Consider the following 26,398-nt stretch of genomic DNA (forward strand, 5'->3'; position numbering starts at 1 on the left):
TAATTAATTACTCAGAGAACATGACCTCAAATAGACAGTCGTAATCCAATATATGCATTAAAGGGCATAGCCGGGTAATAATAGCGCGGTGCATTATTGCCAAATGAAGGTGCATTGACCAGCACCATTGACGCATAATGGGCATCCAATAAATTATTAGCACCCAAATAGAGTTGGAATCTAAAGCGATTCAATTGAAAAGAGTGACTCATTTTAGTATTGAGTACACTGAAAGAGTTGTAGCTGTTTAGGTTGCTGTCGTTAAGGTATTGACTGCCCTGAGCGCGATAATTGAAATGGATACTTAGTTCCCTGATGTTAGCTGTTGCAGCCAGATAAAGGTTGTAGTCTGGAATGCCGGGTAGGTGCTTGTTGCTATAATCAGTGCCATCGTCCACGAATTCGAGGAACTTGTTAATTGAATGGTCAAATGTTGCATTAAGGATTAATAAAGCTGAGTGGCTGATATGGACGGTTTGACTACCACTTATTTCGAGGCCATAATGGGAAGTTTTCCCTGCATTGGCTCCGTAGAAGATGTCTTCACTCTCGCGCTTGGTGACCAGTAAGTTGTTCATTCGCATCCAGTAAGCGCTTGCTTCGAGCTTACTTTGATTATCGGATGCTATGTAGCGATAGCCCAGGTCAACTTGGTAACCTTCCTCCGGCTTGATGGAAGGGTTGAATCTTCCATCGGGCAATTGTGCTTCTTCAACCGATGGTGTTGAAAACCCATGACCCGCAGATGCAAAAAAAATGGAGACATCACTCAGCTGGTAGTTAATACCCAAGTGAGGCGACAGTGTTAAAGGGTATTGGTGATTGAAAGATTCACTCTCACTCGATTGTTGTTTTGAGTTAAACCATGTGTTATTCAAGTTGAAGGCCGCCTGAATAAGTAGCTTTGAATGGAGTTTGTATTCTGCCAATCCAAATAGGTTGATGTAGCTGCGCTGCAGTTTTGTGCTGCTAAGTAAATGCCCCAGATTATTTTCTTTCACACCATATAGCTTAACGTGGTTGTGTTCAAGCAATGCTTCAAGCCCGGCTTCAACTCTAAGGTTGGTGCCCTGGTAACTTAGCTTTTCCCTGAGACCAAGTGCATTTTTATTGTCACCAAGCCTGTTAAAGGGTCTTAGCTCATCCAGGTCTGAAATTGTACCAAAGATATCAATTGAATTACTCAATTGGCTATTCACTGAAAGATGCACACCAGCATTAAATAAGTGGCGTTTCGATTTTTCATAGCCTTCTATTGCAGCCCATGAATCAGCTGCTTTTCGTGGATTGTTATTAAAATCTATGCTATCCAGCGAACTGGGGATTTGGCCATGCAGATAGCGGTAGTTATAAAGGTAATGCCAGTAATGTTGACCGAATTGGTATTTGCCTTTTAATGTGAGGTTGTAGCGTTTGTATAAACTGTTTTCTCTATAGCCGTTGGAATGCAATTGATTGGCCGTAATCCAGCTGCTTCCTTTGTCTGATTTCAAGGCGGTTGTTAGTTGGTTAGAGTATGTTCCGTAGCTCCCAACTTCACTTTGTACCTTTAGATACTCTTGCATTTCAATAGAAGTCCAGGGATTGATGAGGATAACACCTCCCAGACCTGCACCATAGAGTGCAGATGATGGCCCTTTAACAACTGTGAGTGAACTAATATCGTTAAAGCCAATATCTTCTATGGCAGTAACCCCATCGCCATCTGTTAATGGAATGGCACCCCAATAGGCTTTTATCCGGTTGCTGTTGTATGGCGTTCGTGAGCCAATGCCCCTGATGGTGATGCGGTTAGTGCTCAATGTGCCTTGTTGCATTAATACGCCTGGCAGACTGTTTAAGTGCTCGGCCAGTTGATATGAATTACCCGACTCAAGATTCAGGGAATCCAGTATTGAAATACTTCCGGGCCATTGCTGCGATGATGGTATATGAACCGGTGCATCAACAGTCACTTCGTTAAGCACAATATGTTGCTGGCCCAAAGAGTCTGAAGAATTTGTATTTGTGACTCTTTGAGCAAATGTGACTAGAGTTGAAAAGTATGCGAGAATAATAAAAGTAAACCTCATATATGGAATTATTGAGGAACGAGTTTCAGAATTTTCCCGGGTTTCTCAATAGCTACATAGATGTATCCATCCGGACTCATTTCTACGTTTCTGACCCTGCCAATCCCTTCCAGAAGTTTCTCTTCATGGCTGACTTTATCGCCATCTAAAACAACCCGGTGAAGATATTCGAAACGCAGTGAACCGGTTAGGATGTTGTTTTTCCAGTTCGGATAGCGATCGCCTTTAATAAAGGTCATGCCGCATGGTGCAATGCTTGGTACCCAGTAATGAACAGGTTGCTCCATGCCTGCTTTAGCGGTATCGTTGGTGAATGTTGTTCCGTTGTAATTGATGCCAAATGAAATAACCGGCCATCCATAGTTCTTTCCTGGTTCAATAAGGTTGATTTCATCACCGCCTTTTGGGCCATGCTCGTCAGTCCATATTCGGCCTGTCTCCGGGTGCATGCAGACACCTTGCGGGTTGCGATGACCATATGAATAGATGCTTGGCCGTGCACCTTCGTATGTAACAAAGGGATTATCATCAGGGATACTGCCATCATCATGGATGCGGTGTATTTTACCGCAGTCATTATTCAGGGCTTGTGGATGGCGGTCACGATCTCCTCTGTCGCCCACCGAGAAATATAAGTACCCCTCCTGGTCAAATTCGAGCTTGCAACCATAGTGATGGCGCTTATCCGTCTCGGGCCGGGCTTTAAAAATAACCTCATTGTCAATCAGTTCGTTTCCTTGTAATCGGGCTCTCATGATGGCTGTGTTAGCCAGCTTTTCATCTTCGGTACCAGGTGATGAGTAAGCCATATATATCCACCCGTTTTGTTCATAGTTGGGATGTAGTTCCAAATCGAGCAGCCCACCCTGACCAGCAGCCAGTACATTTGGTGAATTGCTAACTTTTGTGAGTTGACCTTCTGATGTAAATAGTAACAAATCGCCGTCTCTTTCGGAAATGAGCAGACTACCATCAGGTAAAAACTCCAATCCCCAGGGTACATCTAAACCACTCAGTACCGTATCAACTGTAAAGGTTTGAACTTCACTTTTATGTACGCTTATTTTTGAAGGCTCTATTTTTGCAGTCGTTTTAGTCTGGCTGGCCAGTGCGAGTATATAATCAGCCATCGATTCAATTTGTTTATCATTTAGCCCTTCGCTAAATGCCGGCATGCCAAATGATACACGACCGTGCTTAATGCTGTTGATAATTTCAACCTTATTGCCTCCGAAGAGCCACTCTCTGGCGATAAATGACGATTTTTTATCATTGTGACAGCCAATACAGTAGCTATTAAAAAGTTGCTGACCGGTTTCTAAATGCGACGCATTTGCCCGTTTCTTAATGGTGCTGTAGAGGCCTATTCCTATACCTATAATTACAACTGCCAGATAGCCTATCTTTCTCATAATAATGGTGTTTGGTGATAATCAACTATAATAACAAAGAAACGGAAGTTTTGTTATTACTCTTCCACTGATAATCATGTCTTGGGGTTCTTTACCAGATACTGTTGTAAACAGATAGAGTGGATGAAATCTCGTCGAGATAAGCGGCTATCTTATGGTTCTTCTCGGGTTAAAAGAAGAATAAAAAAGGGGTTCTGTATGGGTTGGATTGGGTAAATTCAAGAGTTCCCCACCAGCCTTGGCTGGTAAGCCATAAAACAAGGTTGCATATGACGATTTTAGAATCGTTTTTGTTTGAGCCCGAATTAGAACTTGTAGGAATTTGAGCAGCAAATTGCACAAAGTTCTTAATCGGGAGAGTTTAACGATTTCGTCATTAAACCGTAGTTTTATGAGCGTAAGCAGGCAAAGCTGAAGATTTTTTTGCTTGCGTTTTTTCATCTTTGAAAAAATGAAGTCGGGATTTGGGGGTGAAAACCCCAGCGTGATAATTAAAACATACCCACTAAAAATAGTTCAGAGCCAAAAAAGGGCTGCGTTGTTGTGAGCAGCCCTTTTATTGAATTGAATCTTTCTATAATGCGTAATCGTATTTTGTTAGCAGAATCTCATTAATTACATCAGCATGTTGGTTGTAAAAGTTTTCTTTTACCCAGCGGCTTAGTTGTTTTTGTTCGTTGGTGTTTAACCAGGCCAGGGATTTTATAAGTTCTTTTTTAAACAGTTGTTTGTCGTCTCTTACGCCGTTTAAAACTATTTTGCAACTCTCTAACATGTTAATGGTTTTTAAGATTAGTCATTATATTTTATGGGATAAGCTTTTGTAACATAATAAAGGGGTAGGCAGGCTACCCCAATTATAAGCTTACTTAATCTCGATTTGTTTGATAGGTTTTGGTTTCAACTCTTCACGTTTGGGAAGTGTTATGTACAGGATGCCATTTTTATAGTTCGCTTTAATTTTATCGGCATTCACGGCATTCTCAGAAATAGTGAAAGAGCGTTGGAATGATTGGTAACTAAATTCACGTCTTGTTACTTTTTCACCATCTTTTTCCTCTTTTTCATTTTTGTGCTCCGATGAAATTGTCAGGCGTCCATTGTCATAATCTACCTTAAAATCTTCTTTGTTTAAGCCCGGTGCCGCTACTTCAATGGCATATTCATCAGCATTCTCCATTACATTTACTGCAGGCAGCGTGGTGTCTGTACTTGAAAAGTTGCTGTTGTTCCAATCCATCAATTCGCCATCGAAAAAACGATCAAATAATGAAGGAACTGATGGAAACCAATTGTTTGATAATCTTGCTAGTGTCATAGTTGTATCCTCCAAAATTTAAGTTCAACATTTAATTTATTACGCTTATGTATTTTCAAAATGGATGCCAACTTTCTGAGAGAAAATTGGTGCATAAAGTAATTATTCAGTAAATCAGTTAAATAGCAGTTGTGATTAAAAAAGGGGCTGCAAATACAAGTGTCAAAATGGCATAACTACTGATTTTCAGATGTCAATATTGCAGGTTATTCGTATGAAATTTCTCATTGGTTGTAGAGTCTGTCAGATAAACCTACTTTTGTGTTTTGTTGAGAATTTATTTGGACGAAGAAAATAGGAAGTTGATGAATATAGCAATAATAGGTACGGGTGGCGTTGGTGGTTATTTTGGTGCTAAATTGGCTCAGGCTGGTAATAATGTCACTTTTGTAGCCCGGGGGCAACACCTGAAGGCTATTAAGGCCAATGGCTTATACGTAAAAAGCATTAATGGGGATGTGATTTTACGAGATGTGCAAGCGACCGATTGTATCACTAATATTAAAGCGGCTGACTTGGTGATTACAGCTGTTAAAGCTTGGCAAATAAAAGAGATTCGTTACGATATCAGGCAAATTATTCATGATAAGAGTATGGTGTTGCCATTGCAGAATGGCGTGTTGGCGGCTGAAGAACTTAGCGAAGTGATTGATGCTAAAAACATCATCGGGGGACTCTGCCGTATTATTAGTAAAATTGAAGCACCAGGCGTCATCAATCATTTTGGTGTGCAGCCCGAGATAGTGTTCGGAGAGTTGAATAAACAAGACACTGAGCGCATGATATTGTTGAGTTCTTTATTTGAACAAGCTGGCATTAATTACAAGGCTTCCCGTGATATTGAGGCAGATGTGTGGAAGAAATTTATTTCAATTTGTGTGAGTGCTTTGCTGGCAGTAACCAAAACCACCTATGGAGAAATGTGCGAGTTGAAAGAGACCTATGATATGATGACTACACTGCTGAACGAAATTTATCTTGTTTCGCAGAAGGCTGGTGTTAATATCAAACCAGACTTTATTGATAAGACCATTTCTTTCATTCAGTCTTTTCCATATGATTCAACGTCTTCATTAACCCGTGATGTATTGGAAAGTAAGCCTTCGGAGATTGATTATCAAAATGGGACTGTAGTGCGACTGGCAGAAAAGTATGGCGTGGATGTGCCTGTCAACAGGTTTATATACAATTGCGTATTACCTATGGAATTGAAGGCAAGAGGACTGTTTGGTAAAGGAAGATAACCTCATTGAACTAGTTTTGGTTGGCTCCTTAAGGTATTTCGCTCAATCGATTAGCTGGTTGAACCAATTTGTATATAGCAGAGCCAGTTGCTCGCGGTGTGCATCGTTGTGTACTTCATGATACACATTGTTGAATTCCTGAAATTTAATAAAGTGTGTATTGGCATTGGCCAGCTGGAGGCTTGCTTCACAGGACGTTATTGGATCTTTGCTTCCATGGGTGAGTAAAACAGGCGTATGGAGTTGACTGATAGCGTTCATCGCCCATATACCTTGTCTCATGATGGCATTGAGTAATCTGAAAGAGATGCGTTCGTGGTTTAAGCGATCATTTTGGTAGTTGATTACTTCATGGTGTTGGGTGCTGATGTGGCGGGCATTAATACCACTCTTGATGGTGACGTTAGGTATTAGGCAGGCGAATAACTTGATAAGTAGTTTGCTAAAATAGCCTGGTTCATTGACTAATTTGAGCCAGGGAGATGATATAATACCACCAATCAATGAATGTGGGCGTTTTAAAAGGTAGTTGAGCGCGATGTTGCCACCCATGCTATGGCCATAAATTATTTTAGGGATGCCTGGCCAGTATCCTTCCGCTTTTTCGCATAAGCTTCCTACATCATCCAGTAATTGGGCGTATGATTTTATAGTGCCTCTTTTGCCTTCTGATTGTCCATGTCCGATGTGGTCCATCCCAATAAAGGCGAAACCTGCTTTTTCAAAAAAAGTGATAAATGAAGAGTATCGCGAGCAATGCTCTCCATAACCGTGTATTAATATGATCACAGCTTTGGGAGAGTCTTCCGGAATCCATAGCCTGCCAAACAGCTGGCAGCCTGCCGCTGAAGTCATTTGAAACGTTTGTTCTTTCATTGCCTGCGCTAATTCGTAATCAGTAACCGTGGTTATATCTTATTTCAACAGGTTGGCTGCAGCATTATCCAGCAACCACTCAGTTTTCGTGCTATCAACCAGAGCAGCCGGATACTGCTTGTAGTTGCCTTTTTTATTGAATATCTCATCTACTTTTTCAGCTTTGTTCTCACCTGTCACCAGGAAGAATATTTGCTGACTGTTGTTGATGACATTCCCCGTCAGCGTCACGCGAAATTGACCACTATCGGGGTGTTGAGCCAATTCGCAGATATTGTTACTTTCCCAAAGTTTGATTTGATGAGGGAAGATGGATGCCGTATGACCATCATCGCCCATACCCAGCAGCATGATGTCGAACTGAGGAAGCCCATTGACCACAGGCACCTGCTCATCAATGGTTTCGATGTAATCTTCCACTGCCTCTTCTGGATCTAGCTCACCTTTGACACGAAAAATATTGATGGCCCTGGTGTCTACGTGATCAAACAGGTGTTCGCGTGTCATCCTGAAGTTGCTTTCTGAATCCGTGGGAGGAACGCATCGTTCATCGCCCCAGAAAAAAACAATTTTGCTCCAGTCAATGGATTTGGCGTATTCTTTAGCCAATAACTCAAAAATGGCTTTAGGCGTGCTGCCACCCGAAAGTGCGATGTAAACTTCGCCTTTTTCCTGGGTGATATTAAGCAGATAGTCGCCAAGGTATCGCCCAATTGCTTGTTTCGATTCAAAAATCTTGTGCATATCTTCTTTATTAAGCAGGTAATAGTGGTTGACTTTTTATAATTCGCAATAATTGCCATCGTTGGCCAGGTTCTTACATGGGTAGCGCCAGGTGATGTCGTTTTCTTCTATCAGCTCATCAGATACTTCCGGTCCCCACGTGCCGGCAGGATAGCCGTGCACGGGTATATTCTTATCATTCTTCCAGGCTTTAAGTATGGGATCGACGAACTTCCAGGCTGCCTCAACAGCATCGCCGCGGTGATACAGCGTGCTATCGCCCAGCATGCAATCCAGCAGAAGGCGCTCGTAGGCACTTGGCAGGTATGTATCTGATAAATCGCTGTAATGGAAATCCATGTTTACATTTTGCACTTTAAAGCCGGCCCCGGGTACTTTCATACCAAATTTAAGAAGCACCCCTTCGTCGGGCTGGATACGAATAACCAGCTGATTGTAGTTGTTGCAGATGGATGCATCATTGGCAAACAAATGATGTGGTGTTGACTTGAAGTGTATCACAATTTCGGTAACACGTGTTGGCAGCATTTTACCACTGCGTATATAAAATGGTACACCGGCCCATCGCCAATTATCGATAAATAGCTTGATGGCTGCAAAAGTTTCAGTGCGGGAGTCGTCTGCTACACCTTGCTCTTCACGATAACCCTTTACAGCTTCTCCTTTGATGTGAGAGGCCGTGTATTGTCCGCGAATAGCATATTTTGCCACTTCCTCTTCTTTTATAGGACGCAAGGAATGAAACACCTTTGCAATTTCGTTACGGATATTGGTTGAGTCGATTAAAGTAGGGGGTTCCATAGCGACTAAACCAACCAGTAACAAAAGGTGGTTCTGAATCATGTCGCGTAAGGCTCCGGAGCCTTCATAATAGCCACCCCGGTTGCCAACGCCAATGTTTTCGGCACCGGTTATTTCAACGTGGTGAATGTAGTTGCGGTTCCAAAGTGGTTCAAATATGCCGTTGGAAAATCTGGTGACCAATAAGTTTTGGACAGTTTCTTTACCCAGGTAATGGTCGATGCGGTATATTTGTTCCTCATTGAAATACTTCAGCAGCTCTTTATTTAGTTTTTGGGCTGTTTTAAGATCATAGCCAAATGGTTTTTCAACAATCAAGCGTTTGAAACCGGCAGACTCATCACTTAATGCTTGTTTGGCCAGTTGTTCCGGGATAATTTCATACATGTTTGGGGGCGTGGCCATGTAATAGATGAAGTTATTATCAGTGCCACAAGCTTCATCCAACTCCCGCAGTTTACCTTTTAATAGGCAGTATTCATCCGGATCCTTCGTGTCAAAAGAGAAGTAATGTAATTTTTCCAGGTAGTCATTCAGCTTGTTTTCGTCATCCGGCTTATTAAGTGCAAACTGTTGTATGCCACTTTTCATTTTCGCTCTGAAGTCAACGTCGCTTAGGTCAGTTCGTCCCAGGCCCAGTATGGCAAATTTTTCAGGTAATAAATTCTGATTGTACAGGTCAAAAACAGCTGGTACAAGTTTGCGATAGGTCAGGTCGCCCGATGCACCAAAAATGACAAGTATATGGTTTTTAGGTTGATTCATATTTTGCTGTGTTATTATCAAAGTAAATAGCCTGCAAGATAGTGAACAGGCATAGAGTTTAACAAGTGCTGAGATGTTATTGTTGCAAAAATAAATCGCACCTTATTGCCAACTGCAATAAGGTGCGATTTAAATATTGTGAGGCGAATTAAGTTTAATTAATGTTGATGCCTACTCTGAATCCCCAGCGGGCGTAGCTGCCATCTTCAAAACCAGCAAATACACCAGCACTGCCAATTAAAAAGATTTGATTCATGCTGTAGCCAACTTCCACATAGTTTTTGTAGTTGGGTTGGGTCAGGTAACTTGTGTATAGGTTTTCGGTCCACAAGCGATTGCTTAATACCGGCAAAAATTTTAACAGCAGGTATGGCGTTGTGTAAGAAACATGAGCTTTGGCATACCAATCGTTAGTGCTGTAGCGATAGTCATCCAGCAACAAAAAGGCATTCTCCCACGATTTGAAGTTTACAGGTATTTCAGATGTGTTAAAATGTTGAAAGCGTGAAAAATGCATTTGGTTATTGCGAGTGAAATAGCCAGCGCCAACCTGCCAGCTGAAGGCGTTAAAAATGCCCCATTCTTTCTTTTGTGATATGGTGCCGCGTATCAGTTCATAATCCGAATCGCTGCCGAACAGGTTGTTTATGCCTCGCTGATAGTTGACTTTAAAGGTCGGATAGCGCGAACCACGATGGTATTTTCGCCCTTTGTACATGCTGTAGCGCATACGTGGCGTGTAGCTAACTTCAATAGACGTAAACAAGTCAGTCTGATCCATCAAATGTGCCGGTGTCACCAGATCATTCGGTGGTATATTTGGTGCATAGTCTTTATCCTGCTCTAAAATTGACCAGTTTGTGTTGTTCTGTAACTGCCTGTACCAGTTGTAGGACGCTGCCACATTGACTCGCATGCCATGTATCAGGTCAAATGAGCCATTGATAGCGGCATAATCCTTCTGATACAACTTCATATAGTGGTCTTTAAAGAACAGGGCAGAAAACATATTGAGGGTTCTGTCGATGCCATATTGGCTGTTGAAATCTTTGCTTAGCTGTCCGCCTGATATGGCTATTCTGGCGCGACTTTTTGGCGCAAATGAGTAACTGGCATTGGCATCCCAAAGTAATTTTTTACGCGCAAAAGCATATTGCAACATGGGTTCAATGCGCAAGTTGTGCAATGAATCAAACTCATGTCGAATGGTGAATTTTTGCTGATAATTCCATCCGTCAACAGCATTGAAATCAACCTGGCTTAATCCAATTAGTCCGTGGTAGGTAATTCGTGTTGATGAATCATTGGCATAGAAGGTATAGCCTGATAAAAAGCCATCGGATGCTTTGCTGAAACCAGAGCGTTTTTTCCTGGATGTTTGAGTAGTATCTGCTTTTACCTCGGCCAGTTTAATGGAGTCTTTGATCTCAAAACTACGCAGTTCATCACTGGTTAATGGTATTGGACGTATGGTTTCCCAATAGCTGGAGTCTCTTTTGGCAGTGTCTTTCTTATGGGTTATTTTATAGGTGCTTTTAATCTCCAGGGATTCTTCTTCCTCTTCGGTTTTGCGCGATTCTTTTTCTATTAAACGCGATAGCTTAATCATATCCCGGTTTGATAATTCCTCTTTAGCAAGGAGCTCTTCCATCTTTTTTTGCTGACGCGTCAGTTCCAGTTCCTTTTGCTGTTGCTCGGCGGCTTTTTTAGCAGCCTCTTCAGCTGCATACTGCTGCATTAGAATGTTAGGTACAGGTAACTCGGTATTTAATTTTATATCAGAGTATTTGACAGAGCCGGCATACCGGAAGTCAGCCTTTACGCCAAAGATAGAGGCTTTAACTATGAATCGGTGGCTGATCGGTAACCACGAACGTTCTTTAACCGGAGCATATACCTGTTTGATGTTGATCTCGCCGAAGAATGCATTGTTAGTTACATCAATTGAGTGGATATTCCAGAGGTTATCCACAATGTAGATATAGCCACTGTAGGTTTGCTGACTTTTTCGTTTAGGTACAATTTTAATCTTATTGACTGCCACATCGCCTTCGTAAAAAAAGCCTTCGTAAACAAATTTATAGTGCGAGAAAGCATTGGGTGCCAGGGGCGAGATGGCCATATCCTGATGAGGTTCGTAGAAGCTATAGGTGATATAGCCCATTACATCATTGTCGTTGGAGTCGGGGAAGGTGCTTCTTGAGGATATAACTGTATGGTTGTATTTATCGGGGGCCGTAAACTCAATCTCATTCATCGACTCCATAGTATAGGTTTCACCTACTTTAATATCGGATGCTTCCTCGTCTTTCTCCATCATCTTCTGGAATAATTTCGGGATTTTCTTCATCAGCAAGCTACCTTTAAGATATACTTCAGCCTTATACTGCTCTGTTTGTCGCTGATAGTATGGTGCCAGACTTATTGCTTTTCGCATTATAGGGTAAGCCGGGTCTTCACCACCTGAATAGACTCGTACCTCTTTTATGCGGTATTCCTGCTTCTTTAAAACGATGTTATTGGTGACCATTTGGTCTTTAATGGTAACGGTTACTTCTGTTTTCTGGAAACCCAGGCCTTGAAAAACGATGGTGTATTGACCGGCAGGTAACAATATTTCGTATTCACCCAGATCATTGGTAGTAGTACCGGTGGTAGTTTCGGTCAGGTAAATAGTTGCAAACGGAATGGAATTGCCCTCTTCATCGGTTACGGTTCCTTTAACTCCCTGGGCCCGGCTGTAAAATGATATTAAAAGTAAAAGTGCGGCAAAATAAATTTTTGTCATAGGTTATAAGTTAGATTAGCGGTTTAAGTTATGGTAAAGATATAGAATTATTGTAAAACAATAAGACGTATGCATTCAACGCCTGGCTATATTTCAATATAAGGCGTACGAGCATCAACAATAGTTACAACAATGTCAATAAAAAGCGAATGTGTAGTTTAAAATTTCAGACTGAATGAGTTATTGATGGTGTAGAATAATTGATCCACTTCAGGCGGAACGAGGTTGTCGTAATCGAATCGGAGATAGAGTGCAAATGAAAACATCTTGGTGATTTTGACGTTGAATTTTGTTTCACTCCAGATACGGAAATCTGCCGGATCAGAGTAATCCGGCTCGTAGTAGGTGCTGTGCGATAATGAGGCATTAGGCGACATTTGCCAGTCGGTAGATAGCATCGAACTGAATTTAACCAGGCTTTTGCGCCGTTCATAATCACTGGTCTCAAAAAGCTCATTCAGGTAAATGGTATAGGCTACCAGAAAGAGCGAAAACTTCTCTTTGTCGGCAATGTTAAAACGTGGACCACCACCCATTATATGTCGGTGCTTTAATTGCTTCACGCGGTTGTATTGATACTGGTAAAAGGCTTCAGCAATAATTATCTTGTCGGGTACCCAGTAGTTATACTTAAACATCAACCCGCCGTTATTCACATTGCGTTCTTCATCTACTTTACTAAAGCTGATATCAGATGAAAACAGGTAGGTGTTGTCATTATCGTTGTACTGCAATTTGAAGCGCGACATCAGCTGCATCATATCGGTAGTGGTGTGCACGAAGTTGAGCCCAAGGTTAACGTCGCCCTGGAAACCTTTATTGGGATTTTTTGTACGTCGTTTGTCTATACTAACTATCTGTGCCGATAGTGATATAGTAAAAATGAACAGAAGTATGATAGTTGATAATCGCTTGAGCATAATGCTGCCTTTTTTTGACAAAAATAAGCTTTCCGGTGAGAACCTGAAAAAGACTTTGGCAACTGCTTATTTAAGTGGTTAAAAAGATGTTGAAAATCATGAAAAAAGTATCGTATTAACTCTAAATTTGCCTACAAGTTATAACAAGTTAAACCCATTAATCAATATAGAAATGCCAAATATTTCAGACAGAGGACAACAGATGCCGGCTTCGCCGATTCGTAAGCTGGTGCCTTATGCCGAAGCAGCTAAAGCAAAAGGTACGAAGGTTTACCACCTAAATATTGGTCAGCCTGATATTAAAACTCCGGAAGTAGCACTTGATGCGATACGTAATATTGATATGAAGGTTGTAGAATACAGTCACTCAGCTGGTATTGTAAGCTATCGTCAGAAGCTGGCCAAGATGTATCAGAGCATTAATATTAATGTGGATGAAAATGAGATTTTGATTACTGCCGGTGGTTCTGAGGCTATTACATTTGCCTTTTTAAGCTGCTTAAATCCGGGTGATGAAGTGATTATTCCAGAGCCATTTTATGCCAACTATAATGGTTTTGCAGTGTCGGCAGGGGTGGTTGTAAAACCTATCCGTTCAAGCATTGAAGAAGGATTTGCTTTGCCTGCCATTGAGGAGTTTGAAAAAATGATTACGCCTAATACGAAGGCTATTGTTATTTGTAATCCAAATAATCCAACGGGGTATCTTTACTCGCAGGACGAAATGGATCAGTTGAAGCAGATTGTGTTAAAGCATGATTTATACCTGTTCTCTGATGAGGTATATCGCGAATTTTGCTACGACGGTGAGAAGCACATTTCGGCGATGCACCTGGATGGTATTGAAAATAATGTAGTAATGTTCGACTCTGTATCGAAGCGCTACAGCGAGTGTGGCGTGCGTATTGGAGCTTTGGTCACTAAGAATAAGGATATTATTAATACCGCGCTTAAATTCGGTCAGGCGCGTTTGAGCCCTCCTGGGTTTGGTCAGATTGCAGCCGAAGCATCGTTGGATACGCCAAAAGAATATTTCGATGAAGTATATGCTGAGTATATCGAGCGACGTAACTTTTTGGTGGAAGGCCTGAATAAGATTGAAGGCGTTTATACACCAATGCCTAAAGGTGCTTTCTATACCGTTGCTAAGTTACCAATTGATGATTCAGATAAATTCTGTCAGTGGATTTTAAGCGAATTTGAATACGAAGGTCAGACCGTGATGATGGCGCCGGCATCGGGTTTTTACAGCACGCCGGGTGCAGGTAAAAATGAAGTGCGTATTGCTTATGTGCTCAATAAGGAAGATTTGGGTAATGCCATTAAAACACTGGAAGAAGCATTGAAGGTGTATCCTGGTCGTACGAACTAGAAATTAGTGTAATACAAATAGGTATAAGAGCAATCTTATATCAGGCTATTCAGCGGGTGATAATAGACATACTATTTATCACCCGCTGAGTATTTATAGGGCGGCCCATTAATCTTTGCGGTCTTTTTCTACCTTTGTAAAAAATCATGCACATTGAATATCGAACTCTTTATAGCGCGTAAGATAGCCTCAGGCGGACTGGTTGGTAAAAAACTGGCAGGGCCCGTTATTAAGGTAGCCATGCTGGGGATTATCTTAGGTATGGTGGTCATGATTGTATCACTGGCTGTGGGGTTTGGTTTCAAAGGGGAAATAAGAGAGAAAATAAGTGGTTTTGCATCGCATATCCAAATTATGAGTTATGATTATAACTATTCTCCCGAGACAAATCCCATTTCAATTGATACATCGTTAGAAAAGGAAGTTGAGCTGATTGAAGGAGTAAATTATATTCAGCGCTTTGCTACCAAACCAGGTATAATAAAGGCCAATGAACTGATTCAGGGCATTGTTTTGAAAGGGGTTGATCAAACCTATAACTGGGAGTTTATTCAGTCTATTATGGTGGAGGGGCGCATACCTGTTTTTACGGATTCAGTTCGTTCCGATGAAGTACTTATTTCTGAAGATATTGCCAGCATGTTAAAATTGAAGGTTGGGGACAAAATTCGCATGTATTTTATTCAGGATACCCCTCTTCAGCGTCGCCTGACCATTACTGGCATTTATAACTCTCATTTTCCCGAATATGACAAAATGTTTGCATTTGTTGACTTGAGGCATATTCAAAAGCTCAATGGCTGGGAGGATTACCAGATTTCAGGGTATGAAGTAGGTGTGTCCGATTTCGGACTGATGCATGCCGTAAATGATGAAATCTACTATCTCACCAGCGCTAAAATTGAAGAAGACGGCACCATGCTTCGTAACCGAACCATCGAGCAGTTGCAGCCGCAGATATTTGGATGGTTGGATCTGTTGGATACCAATGTGTATGTTATTCTTATTCTGATTATTCTTGTTGCCAGCTTCAACATGATTTCCGGCTTGCTGATACTCATCCTGGAGCGTACCAATATGATTGGTATCCTTAAAGCTTTGGGCTCGGAAGATTGGAGCCTTCGAAAAGTTTTTGTTTACCTGTCCGGTTTTATTATCGGACGTGGGTTGCTATGGGGAAATATAATAGGCATACTGGTTTGTATAATTCAAAAGTATACCCATCTCATTAAGCTTGATCCTGCAAATTATTATTTGTCTACTGTACCTATCTACATAACGCCAATTGATTTGTTGCTACTCAATATTGGCGTTTTGGTGGTAACCATTAGTATGATGCTTGGACCTTCCTACCTGGTTGCACGCATACTACCTGTTAAAGCCATCCGGTTTAATTAAATACAATTGTCCGTTAAAGAGACGCCTCTGTACGTATTCGTACATTTTTTGGTGCGGTTGGTAACGCTTGATTTCAGTCGTTAATATTATTTCAATTTTTATTTGTTGTTTAAGTAGCAGTATATCAGTGTGAAGTTGAGTTGTGCTGCAGATGATTTAGTAATTTTTTTCGAAAGAAATAAAAGTGGTATGGTTGTTGGTTTAACCAAGGCAAATACTTAATTAAGGTTTAAGTTAATAAATGGGACAGATAGCCGGGAACGCCCGGCTTTTTTTATGTCTTTTTTTCAGTGAGGGCAATAGGATTAATCATTACAATTAATTAACTTAAAAGAGAACAAACCACTTCAGATTTGAGTTACATTGTAAGGGTAGGTGTATGAAGAAAGAAATTGAAATATTAACGCAGGCATTAACCAGACCACTTCCTGGTGTTGACGCTCAGCGACGAATGTCGCCTTCTGTGCGCTTCACAGGTAGCAAAAGATATAATGAAGCCGACGCACGCATGAGTAGTGTGCTTATTTTACTTTATAAAAAAGGATTAGAGTGGCATGTGCCACTTATTCAGCGCCCTAAGTATGATGGAGCTCACAGTGGGCAAATCAGCTTTCCGGGTGGTAAATACGAAGAAGGAGATGTGTCGCATCTTGACACAGCATTGCGTGAAGCTTATGAAGAGATTGGTATTGACCGCCATGAGTTGTCTTTTGTCAGGCAGCTAAGTTCACTATATATTCCCAATTCCAACTTTATTGTTTATCCTCAGGTTTGTATAACAGAATCTGAACCTGTTTTTGTTCCCGATTGCCGGGAGGTGGAAACGATTATAGAAGTGCCGGTGAGGCAATTGCTCTCACCAGCTACTATTCATCGTTTTGTTCGTAATATCAATGGGGTGGTGGTAGATGCCCCGTTTTATAAAGTTGATAATCACATTATTTGGGGGGCTACTGCAATGATTACAAGCGAATTTCTCTCTCTGTTAGAATCGTGTACGCTCTTCTCTAATCGTTTAGAACATTCTTGTAATGCGTATAACGCTCCAGAATGTCACTAACATAGTGGAAAGGTTCTTCACCACGACAGTACCCATACTTCACCACCGGGTCGTTATAGAACGATGGTTTGGATTTATTCAGCAGGTAATAATCAACGCTATCATCCCACTTGTGCGGATCTTTGTCATTTTTCTCCGCTAATCGCATGGCATCCTCAACGTGACCTGGGCCCACATTGTAGGCGGCCAATACAAATTTCAGGCGTTCATCCGGGTCACTAATGTCTTCAGCAAAGCGCTTGTCGAGCCAAATCAGAAATTTTAATCCGCCCTGGATATTATCTTTTGGGGATGTGATTTCTTCAACGCCGAAACTTTCTGCTGTTTGAGGCATTAGCTGCATTAAACCAACTGCACCAGCCCAGCTTTTGACCTCGGGCAGGAAGCGCGACTCCTGATATATCAGTGCAGCTATCAAGCGCCAGTCCAAATTGTATTTGGCACTTTCTTCTTTGATGATTGCATCATAATCGGACACAACCCCTCCTTTAATGGAGTGGAAATTGGCATCTACCAGGTGATTGGAACGCTTATTGATAAAATACTTCCGGTAAATGCGCTTATACTGATTGGTTTTTTTGAAGTTGATGAGCCAGTTATCTACAATATCCTTAAAGTTATTAGCATTAGGACGTACAGCCCAAGCAATCTTCTGAGGGAAGCTGACGGCTGTTTCAATATCCAGATTGTCATAAAAGTTAAGGTTGATGCGTGCCAGGTTTTCATCGCATACCGTGTAAGGTATTTCTCCGCTGGCTACTAGGGCAATGAGTTGCTCCACTTCATAATCAGGAATTTCCACAATGTGAATACTATCACCTATTTCATTGCCCAGACTTTTAAGTCGGCTTACATAGGCCGAATTCTCCTGAACGTAAACAGTTTTCCCACCTAGGTCAATCTGATTGCGTATCAACTCCTGCGCACTGGACGGATTATTGTCAGGCGAGGGCTTTTGTTGAACCAGCACCTGCCGTGTGATACAGTGCGGCTCGGTAAAGGCTACCTGGTGGCTGCGATCACGTGTTATGGTAAGGTTGGTGGCGATAAGATCCACTTTACCTTCTAAAAGGCTGGCAAAGTTTTTTTCCACATCGTTGGATACAACAATTTCCAACTTAAGCCCCAAAGTGTTGCTAAGCGCTTGTAAGAGCTCAAGTTGATAGCCTAAAGGGCGGCCTTTGTATACAAAATAGTTGGTGGAGTTATAATCGGTTATTACCCTAATTTTACCTCGCTTTATGATATCATCCAAATCAATTGCAACCAACTCTTCTTTCTGCTTGCGCACCTCTTTATTGTGGCTATTTTGGCAGGCCGACAGACTGACTAATACAATTAAAAAAAGGACAAGTTTACGCATATTTAGCTTATTAAATTCAGCTGCAAAGTTAATTACTTCAACTGATTAAAAGCTATTTAAGTTACTTCTTTAGTCATAAAAATTCCACGATACACCAAATTTGAGGTTGCGCGGATTACCCGGATACTGATAGGTTGTGTAATAGGGCTCATTAGGGTAGCCCTGGTTTACATGGTCAAATTTGACATAGATACGTGCGCGTTTTAGCTGCATGTTAATAAATGCATCAACAAACGGGTAATTGCCTATCTTCTGATTGGTCTGGTTAACAAACTGACCTGTAGCAGGCATATACATGGGTGCATAATACTCAGTGTGATAACGTGCATCAAACCCTATCTGAAAATGTAATACCTTAAACAGTGTGTTTTGGTAGTAGGTGGAGTTGTAAAAGCTAAAAAGAGGCACAGGTATGTACCTTTCATCGCTTGTATATTGCAAAACAGCATCGTTAACACTGTGAATACGACCTACAATAAAGTGCTTTTTAAGCCTTGCATTCAGTACCTGCAGAACGCTGCTGGTTTGGTAAGGCAGGCCATCATCTAGCCAATAGATGTGCTCGGTCAACAGGTTAACACCTCCGCTGAGTTCCAGGCGACGCGTTGGTATGCGAATACCACCTCGTATGCGAATGCTTTTGACCTGGTTGAAATCTTTGGACCATTGCAAGTGGTTCGAAAAATATTGATTCTCGAATAATTCAGGTTGCCGCAGGTAGATGCCTCCATTGGCAAAGAAGCCGGCTGTATCTTTCCGTATTCTGAATTGAGAGTTAAGACTTCCGGTTATTTCTGAGTCGCCGGCCCGATAGCCTTGAATATAGAGTTTGACACCAGCATTCCACCAGAAATTATCCCCCATATTCTTGAATATTTGTCCGCCAATAGCTGTGGTTACAAGTGTCGTGTCACGTGTTTGGTAAACAGGGATTCCTTTACCCTTACTGTCATAGTCCCAGCTGGTTTGACCCGGAAACTTATACATCATCACATCATTGGTGATATAAGCTCTTAAGCCAAAGCGAAGCAGCGAATTAGCTTCTTCATTGAATTTTATCTGGAATGTATTGGTTAGGTTATTATAGGTAGTGCTATCTCTGGTTTGCAACGAGTCTCGATAAATATTTGGGTAGAAAGGATTATCGGTTTGATAAAAGAATTCCAGATCGTCGATTTTATACTCGCGCTTGCCATGGTCGAACTTAAAAGTATGGTAAACGGTGCTGACAGGTTGTTCTGTAGTGGTTGAGTCGTTTTGCTTTACATCAATGTTACCAATTGAAAGGGAGTGGTTATAAAAGAACTGGTAGTTGGTAATTTTATGACCGGTATTCTTTGTGAAGTTCATTGGAATATCCTCGGGTTTCAGCTGATGCCAATCTACATTAGCATCGCTAACGCTTATACCACCGTTTTCCTGATTGTTGATAAGCGCATAAATAAAGGCCATGTGCATGTTGTAACGTTCGCCATTGTAACTACTCCAGAATTTGAAATTCTGGTTTTCAGCCTTCTGGTGTTGGTATTGGCCAACCGATGAGCTTAACTGATATTGTATACCTACATTGGTGGCTTTATTAACATTCTGCGTGTACAGTGCGCTAATGTATTCTTCAGATAAACGTTTAGGTCCCCCGAAATGATAGGTGAGATTCACGTAAGGGGTTTTGGTATTATAAAAATTGAATTTTTTAGGTTGAGGCAGATAAGCCAGGAATGAATTATAGAACATATGACCATAGTGACGCTGCTGCTCATCAAAAATCATTGACTGATGAGCACTACCCATGTTACCTAACCAGGCCTGTGCAATACTTTGACGATAGATTGGATTGTATATTTGGTACCCATTGCTAATGGTGTCAACAGCAACCGTGTCTGAAAAGGTAAAGTCATCGCGTAGCTGCCAGGTGCGCACATCAGGTGGAATAAAGTCGCCTTTAGGAGCCGATTCTTCGCCCATACGCTCTTGCCCTGCCTGGCCTCTGTTCATTTGGTCAGGGCCGCTCAGAGTTCTTTGTGCCAGGGAATATGATGCAAATAAAAGACTAATGAAAAGGGTTAAAAGGTATTTGTTGAAGTTGAATGCCATATTATTAGAACCAAGTGGTTTGCATTAATAGTTGCTTCGGGCTGAATGGCCCATTCACAAGCAAATATAGACAAAAAGTTTTCAATAGGGTTAACCAGCAGGCTATGCCGGCTAATAAAAAAGAAGCTATCAGTGACAGCTTCTTTTGAATATTATTTCTTTCGGAGTACTATGTTTACCTGTACACCTGTGAAGTTCCAGTGCTCCCTTATCTTGTTTTCGAGAAAACGCTTATAAGGATCCTTTATGTACTGAGGTAAGTTACAAAAGAATGCAAATGTTGGCGATTGCGTTGGCAGCTGGGTAACATATTTAATCTTGATAAACTTACCTTTGGTTGAAGGCGGTGGAAACTTATCAATCAGCGGTAGCAGTGTATCGTTCAGCTTCGAAGTGGTAATCTTGGTATTTCTGTTCTCATACACCTGCAGAGAGGCTTCAATGGCTTTATGAATTCGCTGCTTGGTTAAGGCTGATGTAAATACAATCGGGAAATCGGTGTAAGGTGCCATGGCTTCGCGCACCATAGTTTCGAATTGCTTAATGGTGTGTGTATCCTTTTCAATCAAGTCCCATTTGTTTACCAGCACCACAATGCCCTTCTTATTTTTCTGTATCAGGTTGAAAATCTTCTGATCCTGGGTCTCAAAGCCACGTGTAGCATCGATCATCAGCATACATACATCTGAGTTTTCGATAGCTCGTATGGCACGCATCACCGAGTAAAATTCCAGGTCTTCGTTCACCTTTGCTTTTTTCCTCAGTCCGGCAGTGTCTACCAAAAAGAAATCGTGGCCAAACTTATTATAGCGTGTAAATATCGAATCGCGTGTAGTACCGGCAATGGGTGTTACAATGTTACGCTCCTCGCCAATAAAGGCATTAATGATAGATGATTTACCGGCATTGGGACGCCCCACAATGGTGAACTTGGGCAAATCCAGCTCTTCTTCATTCTCGTTTTTTGGGAATAAGGATACCAGTTTATCCAGAAATTCACCTGTTCCTGCACCATTAATGGCCGAAATAGGATAGAGGTTATCCAGTCCTAATGCATAAAAGTAGCTCGACTCGGCAATACGCTCGTTGTTATCCACCTTGTTAACTACCATCATGACCGGCTTTTTAGAACGGCGCAGTATGTCTGCAACACCTTCATCATAGTCTGTGATGCCCGTCACCACATCTACCACAAACACAATAATGTCAGCCTCTTCAATGGCAATGAGTACCTGGCTGCGGATAGCTTCTTCAAAGATGTCATCGGAGTTGGTTGCATAGCCTCCGGTATCAATCACCGAAAAGTCTACACCATTCCAGAAGGCTTTACCATACAAACGGTCGCGTGTTACGCCGGCCATTTCGTCAACAATTGCCTGACGTGTTCCGGTTAATCGATTAAAAAGTGTTGACTTACCTACGTTTGGGCGGCCAACTATTGCAACTATATTTCCCATGATGACAATTCTTTTTTATTTCGGGGCTGCAAAGGTAATCAAACCTGTGCTTAAGACCAATCTTTATTTTTGATTTAGATGGATTTACTACTTTAATTCGTAGCCATGGCCACGTAAAAAGTTATCCTTGTCGCGCCAATCTTTGCTCACCTTCACATAAGTTGTAAGGTTCACTTTCTTTTTGAAGAAGCCTTCCAGGTCTTTACGGGCTTCAATACCAACCCACTTAAGCTTAACGCCTTTGTGGCCGATGATGATGCCTTTTTGTGATTCGCGGGCCACATGAATAACAGCACGTATGTCAATACGTTCTTTGGCCTCCTTAAACTCTTCTACTTCCACCTCTACCGAGTAAGGAATTTCCTTTTTGTACTGAATGAGTATCTTTTCACGGATAATCTCTGTCACAAAGAAGCGTTCCGATTTATCCGTTAAGGCCTCTTTATCGAAGAATGGGGGGGAGTCGGGCAATAATTCAATGATGCGATCGAAAAGATTTTGAACATTGAACTTATGCAGGGCCGACATGGGGAAAACCTCCGCCTTAGGCAGCTGTTGCTTCCAGAAGTCCATAATGTCATCCAGTTTATTCTGGTCGATCAAATCAATTTTATTGACCACTAATAACACAGGAATATCAGTTTTCTGCACCGAACTTAGAAAATCATCGTTTTTATCCGGTTTCTCAAAGGTATCGGTAACATATAATATAACGTCGGCATCGGTTAAAGCCGATTTTGAAAACTTAAGCATCGACTCCTGCAGCTTATAATTGGGTTTGAGCACACCCGGTGTATCCGAAAATACGATTTGATACTCAGGTTTATTAACAATACCAAAAATGCGGTGACGCGTAGTCTGTGCTTTAGAAGTGATAATAGATAAGCGTTCGCCAACCAACTCATTCGAAAGGGTTGATTTTCCTACGTTGGGGTTACCAACAATATTTACGAAGCCTGCTTTATGTGTCATAGTCCTTTTGTTTTCTGCTGCGAAGATACGATAAATAGTTAAGTGCTGATGAGAATCATTTATCCCAGAATCATATTCGGTGGCTTTTGAAAGCTTTAGGCTTTGCTTTGTAAATGAAAAGAAAGAAAAAGACGGTTTATCTGATTGCTTTTCGTTAGCTTTGAAGGTGTCTCATTTTTAAAAGGAACTATAAATCTTAAATTTCAATAAGTATGAAGGTTATAAATGGCTTCTGCATCCTGTTAATTTTAACGCTTATGGCATGTAGTACACAATCAACGCATCAAAGCTACAACGATGGCATTAACGTGGTGCCCTTGCCCAATCAACTGGTTGAGCAGGAAGGTGAATTTGTTTTAAATAGCTCGAGCCAGTGGGTGGTAACAGGCGAAGAGGCTAGTGCAATTGTTAATTTTATCAATAGCAAAGTGAAACAATCAACTGGTTTTGATTTGACTATAGCCAATGAGGCACCGGATAATAATTATATCGCTGTTGAGCTGGACGAGTCGCTGCCCATCAATGAAGAGGGGTATAGCTTGTCGGTATCAACTGAGAAAGTCCAACTAAAAGCAAAAACAGCTCAGGGAGTATTCTATGCTTTACAAACCTTGTTGCAACTATTGCCTGCTGAGATTGAAAGTCCAACATTGGTAAAGCATGTGGAGTGGGCGATTCCGGCAGTGGAAATTACGGATGAACCTCGTTTTACCTGGCGCGGCATGCACCTGGATGTGTGTCGTCATTTTGTGCCGGTTGAAGATATTAAGAAGCATCTGGATATGCTGGCCATGTTTAAGATGAATACATTTCATTGGCATTTGACTGAAGATCAGGCCTGGCGCATTGAGATTAAGAAATATCCCAAATTGGTTGAAGTGGGAGCTACCCGCACCGAAGGCGAAGGCTTTGAGCATGCAGGTTTTTATACACAAGAAGAGGTGAAAGAGATTGTGACCTATGCTGCTGAACGCTTTATTACGGTGGTGCCTGAGATTGAATTACCCGGACATGCGCTGGCTGCATTGGCTGCCTATCCTGAGTATTCATGTACGGGCGGACCGTTTGAAGTGCGCAAAGTATGGGGGGTAGAACCTGATGTATACTGTGCGGGTAAAGAAGCAACTTTTCATTTTCTTGAAGATGTAATTGATGAAGTGGTAGCCTTGTTCCCTTCGGTTTATTTCCATATTGGTGGCGACGAATGTCCTAAAGAACGCTGGAAAGAGTGTACCGATTGTCAGAAGCGTATGAAGCAGGAAGGCCTGGCCGATGAGCATGAGCTACAAAGCTATTTTGTGAAGCGCATTGAGAAGGTATTGATAGCACATGGCAAAAAGATGATTGGCTGGGATGAGATACTGGAAGGTGGATTGGCTGAATCGGCAGCCGTGATGTCGTGGCGTGGTGAAAAAGGTGGCATTGAAGCCGCTTCGCAGGGGCATGATGTGGTGATGACCCCCGGCAACTGGTGTTACCTCGACCATTACCAGGGCGATTATCGTGTTGAGCCGGTTGCTATTGGTGGTTACACCACATTAGAAGAGTCATACAGTTATGAGCCGGTGCCAGCCGAGCTGCCGGAAGAGAAGGCTAAGCACGTGCTGGGCACACAAGGCAATGTGTGGACCGAATACATGTATACCCCCGAATTGGTTGAGTACCGGGTGTATCCGCGTTTGATTGCCTTGGCCGAAGTTAACTGGGCCAATAAAGAGAATAAGGACTATGACGGTTTTGCTACACGTATTAACAACCAGCTGGTACGTATGGATCAGCATGGGATTAATTACCACATTCCTTTGCCCGAAGGACCGGTTAATAAGGTGGTATTTACTGATAATACCAAACTGGAGTTTTCTAATACCCGCAATTATCCTATGGTGTATACAACTGATGGCAGCGAACCATTAGCCTATTCAAATGAATACAAGCAGCCATTAATATTTGCTGAAAATAAGACCATCAATATTGCAACGCTGTTGCCAAGTGGTAAAATGAGTAAGGTAAGAACCATTACCATTGAAAAGACGACTATGAAACCTGCTGTAGATGTAGAAACCGGCAAAGTGGGGTTGGCGGAGCAATACACAGAGGGTACATTTATTAAAGTGGCTGAACTGGATAAAGTGACCGACTGGCAAACGCGCGATGGCTTTATTGAAAACAAAGGTCCAAAATATCGTAAGAGCGATTATAATGATCCGTCGGCGCATATATATACCGGTTATCTGATGATTGAAGAGGAAGGTATCTATGAGTTCCAGACTAACCTGGACCAGTTTTTTATTGCTGAGGAGCTGTTGATTAACAACGATGGTGAGGTGAAGCGCTTCTCGCGCAACAACAGTACCATTGCCCTGGCAAAAGGTAAGCACCCGGTTAAGCTGGTTTATCTCAATAATATTATTGGTGGTTGGCCTCAGGCATGGAACGGGCCAAAGGTGCAATATCGCTTATTGGGTGATGAAGAGTTTAAGGTTATTGACAATACGCAGTATAGCTACTAGTGCGATAATGAAGTATGAAAAAGAGGCTGTCCTTATGGGGCAGCCTTTTTATTTATCCTTCTTTATCAAATAAAAATTCCATGGTATAATTGGCATATTCAGGTTGAGTAATGCCTTTGGTATATTTAAGGTTATGCGCCTGGTTGTACTTATCCAGATAGGCTTTGTCAATATGCAGGTTAATGGCGTCATCTTTATCCACCTTCTTTCCATGGATGTTAATAACCTGGTTGTTATACTTTATCTGGCCAAGGCCTGTCTTTAATATCTCAGTAAACCAACTTTTGGGACTTTTATTCCAGCTTCGGGCAAATACGCGATTATCCACCTGAACCATCCATATTTTCAGGAATGTTTCTCTGGTGTTTCCACCTTTAATTTCTATCAGTGTATTGGCTTCTAAATACTCGTAAAAATCAATCGGGAAATGTCGTGAATTATTCATTGTTGATTAGTCTATAACTACTTGTTGTGTGTTTCCTTTTTATAACTCCCTTCAAATGGGCAGTTCATGCCGTGGTAGTCACAGTTTTTCTCTGTCAGATTAAGCATCTGATTAGAAAAAACAAACTGTATTTCTTCACAGTTTTCTACTGCGTAATTGCCTTCTTTAAAATCGGTTAATTCGATTAATCCTTTTAAATACCCGGCACAGCCTGATTCTGTGCCATTGCTGATGCTGAAAGCAAAGGTGTTGTCCGCAATGTGTTCCAGCTCAACTGAACCAAGGTATTTCTCCGAATTAATGTTGCTTTCATAGCGGCCTTCAATTTCAGAGGCCTTGATATTCTGACTTATTGTGTTGTCGGCATATATTAGTGTATTGAACTTCATTGTTTTGTTCTGTGGTTTATTTGTCCATATCCCACTAAAGGACTTATCATCTAAATCACCCATGAAGCCAATTTCGAATTCAGATTCATAACCCGGGGATTCATTTAAAACAACTTTGTTGTCCTTGATTTCACCCTCCAACAATATCTTCGATTTATATTTATCGTAGTAGTAAAAGCCTATAACTTTTTCTCCCTGAATAGTCAAGGTCATTAAAATGGCATATTTGTCATTGATGGAGCCGGAAAGGTTGATGGTTCTTTTGGGTAACTGGGCTGATAGGCTAAAAGAAATTATCAATCCCCATAATAATAAGCTGATATACTTCATAGGTAGGTTATTTTATGTACACCTTAAAAATTCAATAATAACTGGTAGAATATGAAAGAGGCCGTCCG

General features: G+C 41.5%; 20 protein-coding genes. 5 read left to right on the plus strand and 15 right to left on the minus strand.

Features of this window, described 5'->3' with window-relative positions; all coding sequences use genetic code 11:
• Positions 1-26: 26 nt before the first annotated feature.
• From KEM09_RS19690 to KEM09_RS19705, 4 genes are all read right to left on the minus strand, one after another.
• Positions 27-1,985, minus strand: coding sequence for a TonB-dependent receptor (locus tag KEM09_RS19690; protein WP_212231124.1), 1,959 nt, complete (start codon positions 1,983-1,985; stop codon positions 27-29).
• A 95-nt stretch (positions 1,986-2,080) separates the two neighbouring features.
• Positions 2,081-3,484 carry a PQQ-dependent sugar dehydrogenase gene (locus tag KEM09_RS19695; RefSeq protein ID WP_212231126.1) on the minus strand — a complete coding sequence of 468 codons (1,404 nt, stop codon included), beginning with the start codon at positions 3,482-3,484 and terminating at the stop codon, positions 2,081-2,083.
• A gap of 574 nt (positions 3,485-4,058) precedes the next feature.
• Positions 4,059-4,259, minus strand: coding sequence for a hypothetical protein (locus KEM09_RS19700; protein ID WP_212231128.1), 201 nt, complete (start codon positions 4,257-4,259; stop codon positions 4,059-4,061).
• Positions 4,260-4,349: 90 nt separating this feature from the next.
• The gene (locus KEM09_RS19705; protein ID WP_212231130.1) at positions 4,350-4,802 is read right to left on the minus strand and encodes an Hsp20/alpha crystallin family protein; all 453 of its coding nucleotides are present in this window, start codon (positions 4,800-4,802) and stop codon (positions 4,350-4,352) included.
• A gap of 305 nt (positions 4,803-5,107) precedes the next feature.
• Here KEM09_RS19705 and KEM09_RS19710 point away from each other — a divergent pair, with 305 nt between their 5' ends.
• Positions 5,108-6,046 carry a ketopantoate reductase family protein gene (locus KEM09_RS19710; RefSeq protein WP_212231132.1) on the plus strand — a complete coding sequence of 313 codons (939 nt, stop codon included), beginning with the start codon at positions 5,108-5,110 and terminating at the stop codon, positions 6,044-6,046.
• 42 nt (positions 6,047-6,088) lie between these two features.
• Here the strand turns inward: KEM09_RS19710 and KEM09_RS19715 are convergent, their stop codons facing one another.
• The 5 genes from KEM09_RS19715 to KEM09_RS19735 all read right to left on the minus strand — a co-directional run bounded on the left by KEM09_RS19715 (position 6,089) and on the right by KEM09_RS19735 (position 12,940).
• The gene (locus KEM09_RS19715) at positions 6,089-6,922 is read right to left on the minus strand and encodes an alpha/beta hydrolase (RefSeq protein ID WP_212231133.1); all 834 of its coding nucleotides are present in this window, start codon (positions 6,920-6,922) and stop codon (positions 6,089-6,091) included.
• A gap of 39 nt (positions 6,923-6,961) precedes the next feature.
• The gene (gene pgl, locus KEM09_RS19720; RefSeq protein WP_212231134.1) at positions 6,962-7,666 is read right to left on the minus strand and encodes a 6-phosphogluconolactonase; all 705 of its coding nucleotides are present in this window, start codon (positions 7,664-7,666) and stop codon (positions 6,962-6,964) included.
• Between the two features lie 36 nt (positions 7,667-7,702).
• Complete coding sequence (zwf, locus tag KEM09_RS19725; RefSeq protein ID WP_212231135.1) at positions 7,703-9,232, minus strand: glucose-6-phosphate dehydrogenase; 1,530 nt, start codon at positions 9,230-9,232, stop codon at positions 7,703-7,705.
• A 154-nt stretch (positions 9,233-9,386) separates the two neighbouring features.
• Positions 9,387-12,020, minus strand: coding sequence for a DUF5686 and carboxypeptidase regulatory-like domain-containing protein (locus KEM09_RS19730; RefSeq protein WP_212231137.1), 2,634 nt, complete (start codon positions 12,018-12,020; stop codon positions 9,387-9,389).
• Between the two features lie 158 nt (positions 12,021-12,178).
• Positions 12,179-12,940: a DUF481 domain-containing protein gene (locus KEM09_RS19735; protein ID WP_212231139.1), complete on the minus strand. Its 762-nt coding sequence runs from the start codon at positions 12,938-12,940 to the stop codon at positions 12,179-12,181.
• Positions 12,941-13,112: 172 nt separating this feature from the next.
• Here KEM09_RS19735 and KEM09_RS19740 point away from each other — a divergent pair, with 172 nt between their 5' ends.
• From KEM09_RS19740 to KEM09_RS19750, 3 genes are all read left to right on the plus strand, one after another.
• A complete protein-coding gene (locus KEM09_RS19740) occupies positions 13,113-14,312 on the plus strand; it encodes a pyridoxal phosphate-dependent aminotransferase (protein WP_212231141.1) in 1,200 nt (399 codons plus the stop codon).
• Positions 14,313-14,465: 153 nt separating this feature from the next.
• Positions 14,466-15,710, plus strand: coding sequence for an ABC transporter permease (locus KEM09_RS19745; RefSeq protein ID WP_212231142.1), 1,245 nt, complete (start codon positions 14,466-14,468; stop codon positions 15,708-15,710).
• A gap of 379 nt (positions 15,711-16,089) precedes the next feature.
• A complete protein-coding gene (locus tag KEM09_RS19750; RefSeq protein ID WP_212190424.1) occupies positions 16,090-16,770 on the plus strand; it encodes an NUDIX hydrolase in 681 nt (226 codons plus the stop codon).
• Here KEM09_RS19750 and KEM09_RS19755 read toward each other — a convergent pair.
• From KEM09_RS19755 to era, 4 genes are all read right to left on the minus strand, one after another.
• Positions 16,718-18,133: an MltF family protein gene (locus KEM09_RS19755; protein WP_212231144.1), complete on the minus strand. Its 1,416-nt coding sequence runs from the start codon at positions 18,131-18,133 to the stop codon at positions 16,718-16,720. The genes KEM09_RS19750 and KEM09_RS19755 overlap by 53 nt on opposite strands.
• A 69-nt stretch (positions 18,134-18,202) precedes the next feature.
• Entirely contained in the window at positions 18,203-20,128 is a 1,926-nt protein-coding gene (locus KEM09_RS19760) for a putative porin (RefSeq protein WP_212231146.1), read from the minus strand.
• A gap of 251 nt (positions 20,129-20,379) precedes the next feature.
• Complete coding sequence (gene der / locus KEM09_RS19765) at positions 20,380-21,684, minus strand: ribosome biogenesis GTPase Der (RefSeq protein ID WP_212231148.1); 1,305 nt, start codon at positions 21,682-21,684, stop codon at positions 20,380-20,382.
• 87 nt (positions 21,685-21,771) lie between these two features.
• Positions 21,772-22,656 carry a GTPase Era gene (gene era / locus KEM09_RS19770; RefSeq protein WP_212231150.1) on the minus strand — a complete coding sequence of 295 codons (885 nt, stop codon included), beginning with the start codon at positions 22,654-22,656 and terminating at the stop codon, positions 21,772-21,774.
• 212 nt (positions 22,657-22,868) lie between these two features.
• On the opposite strand from era, the gene KEM09_RS19775 reads away from it, so the two are divergent.
• Positions 22,869-25,166: a family 20 glycosylhydrolase gene (locus KEM09_RS19775; protein ID WP_212231152.1), complete on the plus strand. Its 2,298-nt coding sequence runs from the start codon at positions 22,869-22,871 to the stop codon at positions 25,164-25,166.
• Positions 25,167-25,218: 52 nt separating this feature from the next.
• Here KEM09_RS19775 and KEM09_RS19780 read toward each other — a convergent pair whose 3' ends face one another.
• Positions 25,219-25,611: a DUF2255 family protein gene (locus tag KEM09_RS19780; RefSeq protein WP_212231154.1), complete on the minus strand. Its 393-nt coding sequence runs from the start codon at positions 25,609-25,611 to the stop codon at positions 25,219-25,221.
• A gap of 17 nt (positions 25,612-25,628) precedes the next feature.
• Positions 25,629-26,330 (minus strand): hypothetical protein, encoded by a 702-nt coding sequence (locus KEM09_RS19785; protein WP_212231156.1) that lies wholly within the window; start codon positions 26,328-26,330, stop codon positions 25,629-25,631.
• Positions 26,331-26,398 lie beyond the last annotated feature (68 nt).

Source organism: Carboxylicivirga mesophila, from assembly GCF_018271975.1.
GTDB classification, from domain to species: Bacteria; Bacteroidota; Bacteroidia; order Bacteroidales; family Marinilabiliaceae; genus Carboxylicivirga; species Carboxylicivirga mesophila.

Bases quoted from the DNA above. Each gene is read 5' to 3' on its own strand.
- KEM09_RS19695 (WP_212231126.1), bottom strand. From the start codon at position 3,484: ATGAGAAAGATAGGCTATCTGGCAGTTGTAATTATAGGTATAGGAATA.
- KEM09_RS19700 (WP_212231128.1), bottom strand. From the start codon at position 4,259: ATGTTAGAGAGTTGCAAAATAGTTTTAAACGGCGTAAGAGACGACAAA.
- KEM09_RS19705 (WP_212231130.1), bottom strand. From the start codon at position 4,802: ATGACACTAGCAAGATTATCAAACAATTGGTTTCCATCAGTTCCTTCA.
- KEM09_RS19710 (WP_212231132.1), top strand. From the start codon at position 5,108: ATGAATATAGCAATAATAGGTACGGGTGGCGTTGGTGGTTATTTTGGT.
- KEM09_RS19715 (WP_212231133.1), bottom strand. From the start codon at position 6,922: ATGAAAGAACAAACGTTTCAAATGACTTCAGCGGCAGGCTGCCAGCTG.
- pgl (WP_212231134.1), bottom strand. From the start codon at position 7,666: ATGCACAAGATTTTTGAATCGAAACAAGCAATTGGGCGATACCTTGGC.
- zwf (WP_212231135.1), bottom strand. From the start codon at position 9,232: ATGAATCAACCTAAAAACCATATACTTGTCATTTTTGGTGCATCGGGC.
- KEM09_RS19730 (WP_212231137.1), bottom strand. From the start codon at position 12,020: ATGACAAAAATTTATTTTGCCGCACTTTTACTTTTAATATCATTTTAC.
- KEM09_RS19735 (WP_212231139.1), bottom strand. From the start codon at position 12,940: ATGCTCAAGCGATTATCAACTATCATACTTCTGTTCATTTTTACTATA.
- KEM09_RS19740 (WP_212231141.1), top strand. From the start codon at position 13,113: ATGCCAAATATTTCAGACAGAGGACAACAGATGCCGGCTTCGCCGATT.
- KEM09_RS19750 (WP_212190424.1), top strand. From the start codon at position 16,090: ATGAAGAAAGAAATTGAAATATTAACGCAGGCATTAACCAGACCACTT.
- KEM09_RS19755 (WP_212231144.1), bottom strand. From the start codon at position 18,133: ATGCGTAAACTTGTCCTTTTTTTAATTGTATTAGTCAGTCTGTCGGCC.
- KEM09_RS19760 (WP_212231146.1), bottom strand. From the start codon at position 20,128: ATGAACAGAGGCCAGGCAGGGCAAGAGCGTATGGGCGAAGAATCGGCT.
- der (WP_212231148.1), bottom strand. From the start codon at position 21,684: ATGGGAAATATAGTTGCAATAGTTGGCCGCCCAAACGTAGGTAAGTCA.
- era (WP_212231150.1), bottom strand. From the start codon at position 22,656: ATGACACATAAAGCAGGCTTCGTAAATATTGTTGGTAACCCCAACGTA.
- KEM09_RS19775 (WP_212231152.1), top strand. From the start codon at position 22,869: ATGAAGGTTATAAATGGCTTCTGCATCCTGTTAATTTTAACGCTTATG.
- KEM09_RS19780 (WP_212231154.1), bottom strand. From the start codon at position 25,611: ATGAATAATTCACGACATTTCCCGATTGATTTTTACGAGTATTTAGAA.
- KEM09_RS19785 (WP_212231156.1), bottom strand. From the start codon at position 26,330: ATGAAGTATATCAGCTTATTATTATGGGGATTGATAATTTCTTTTAGC.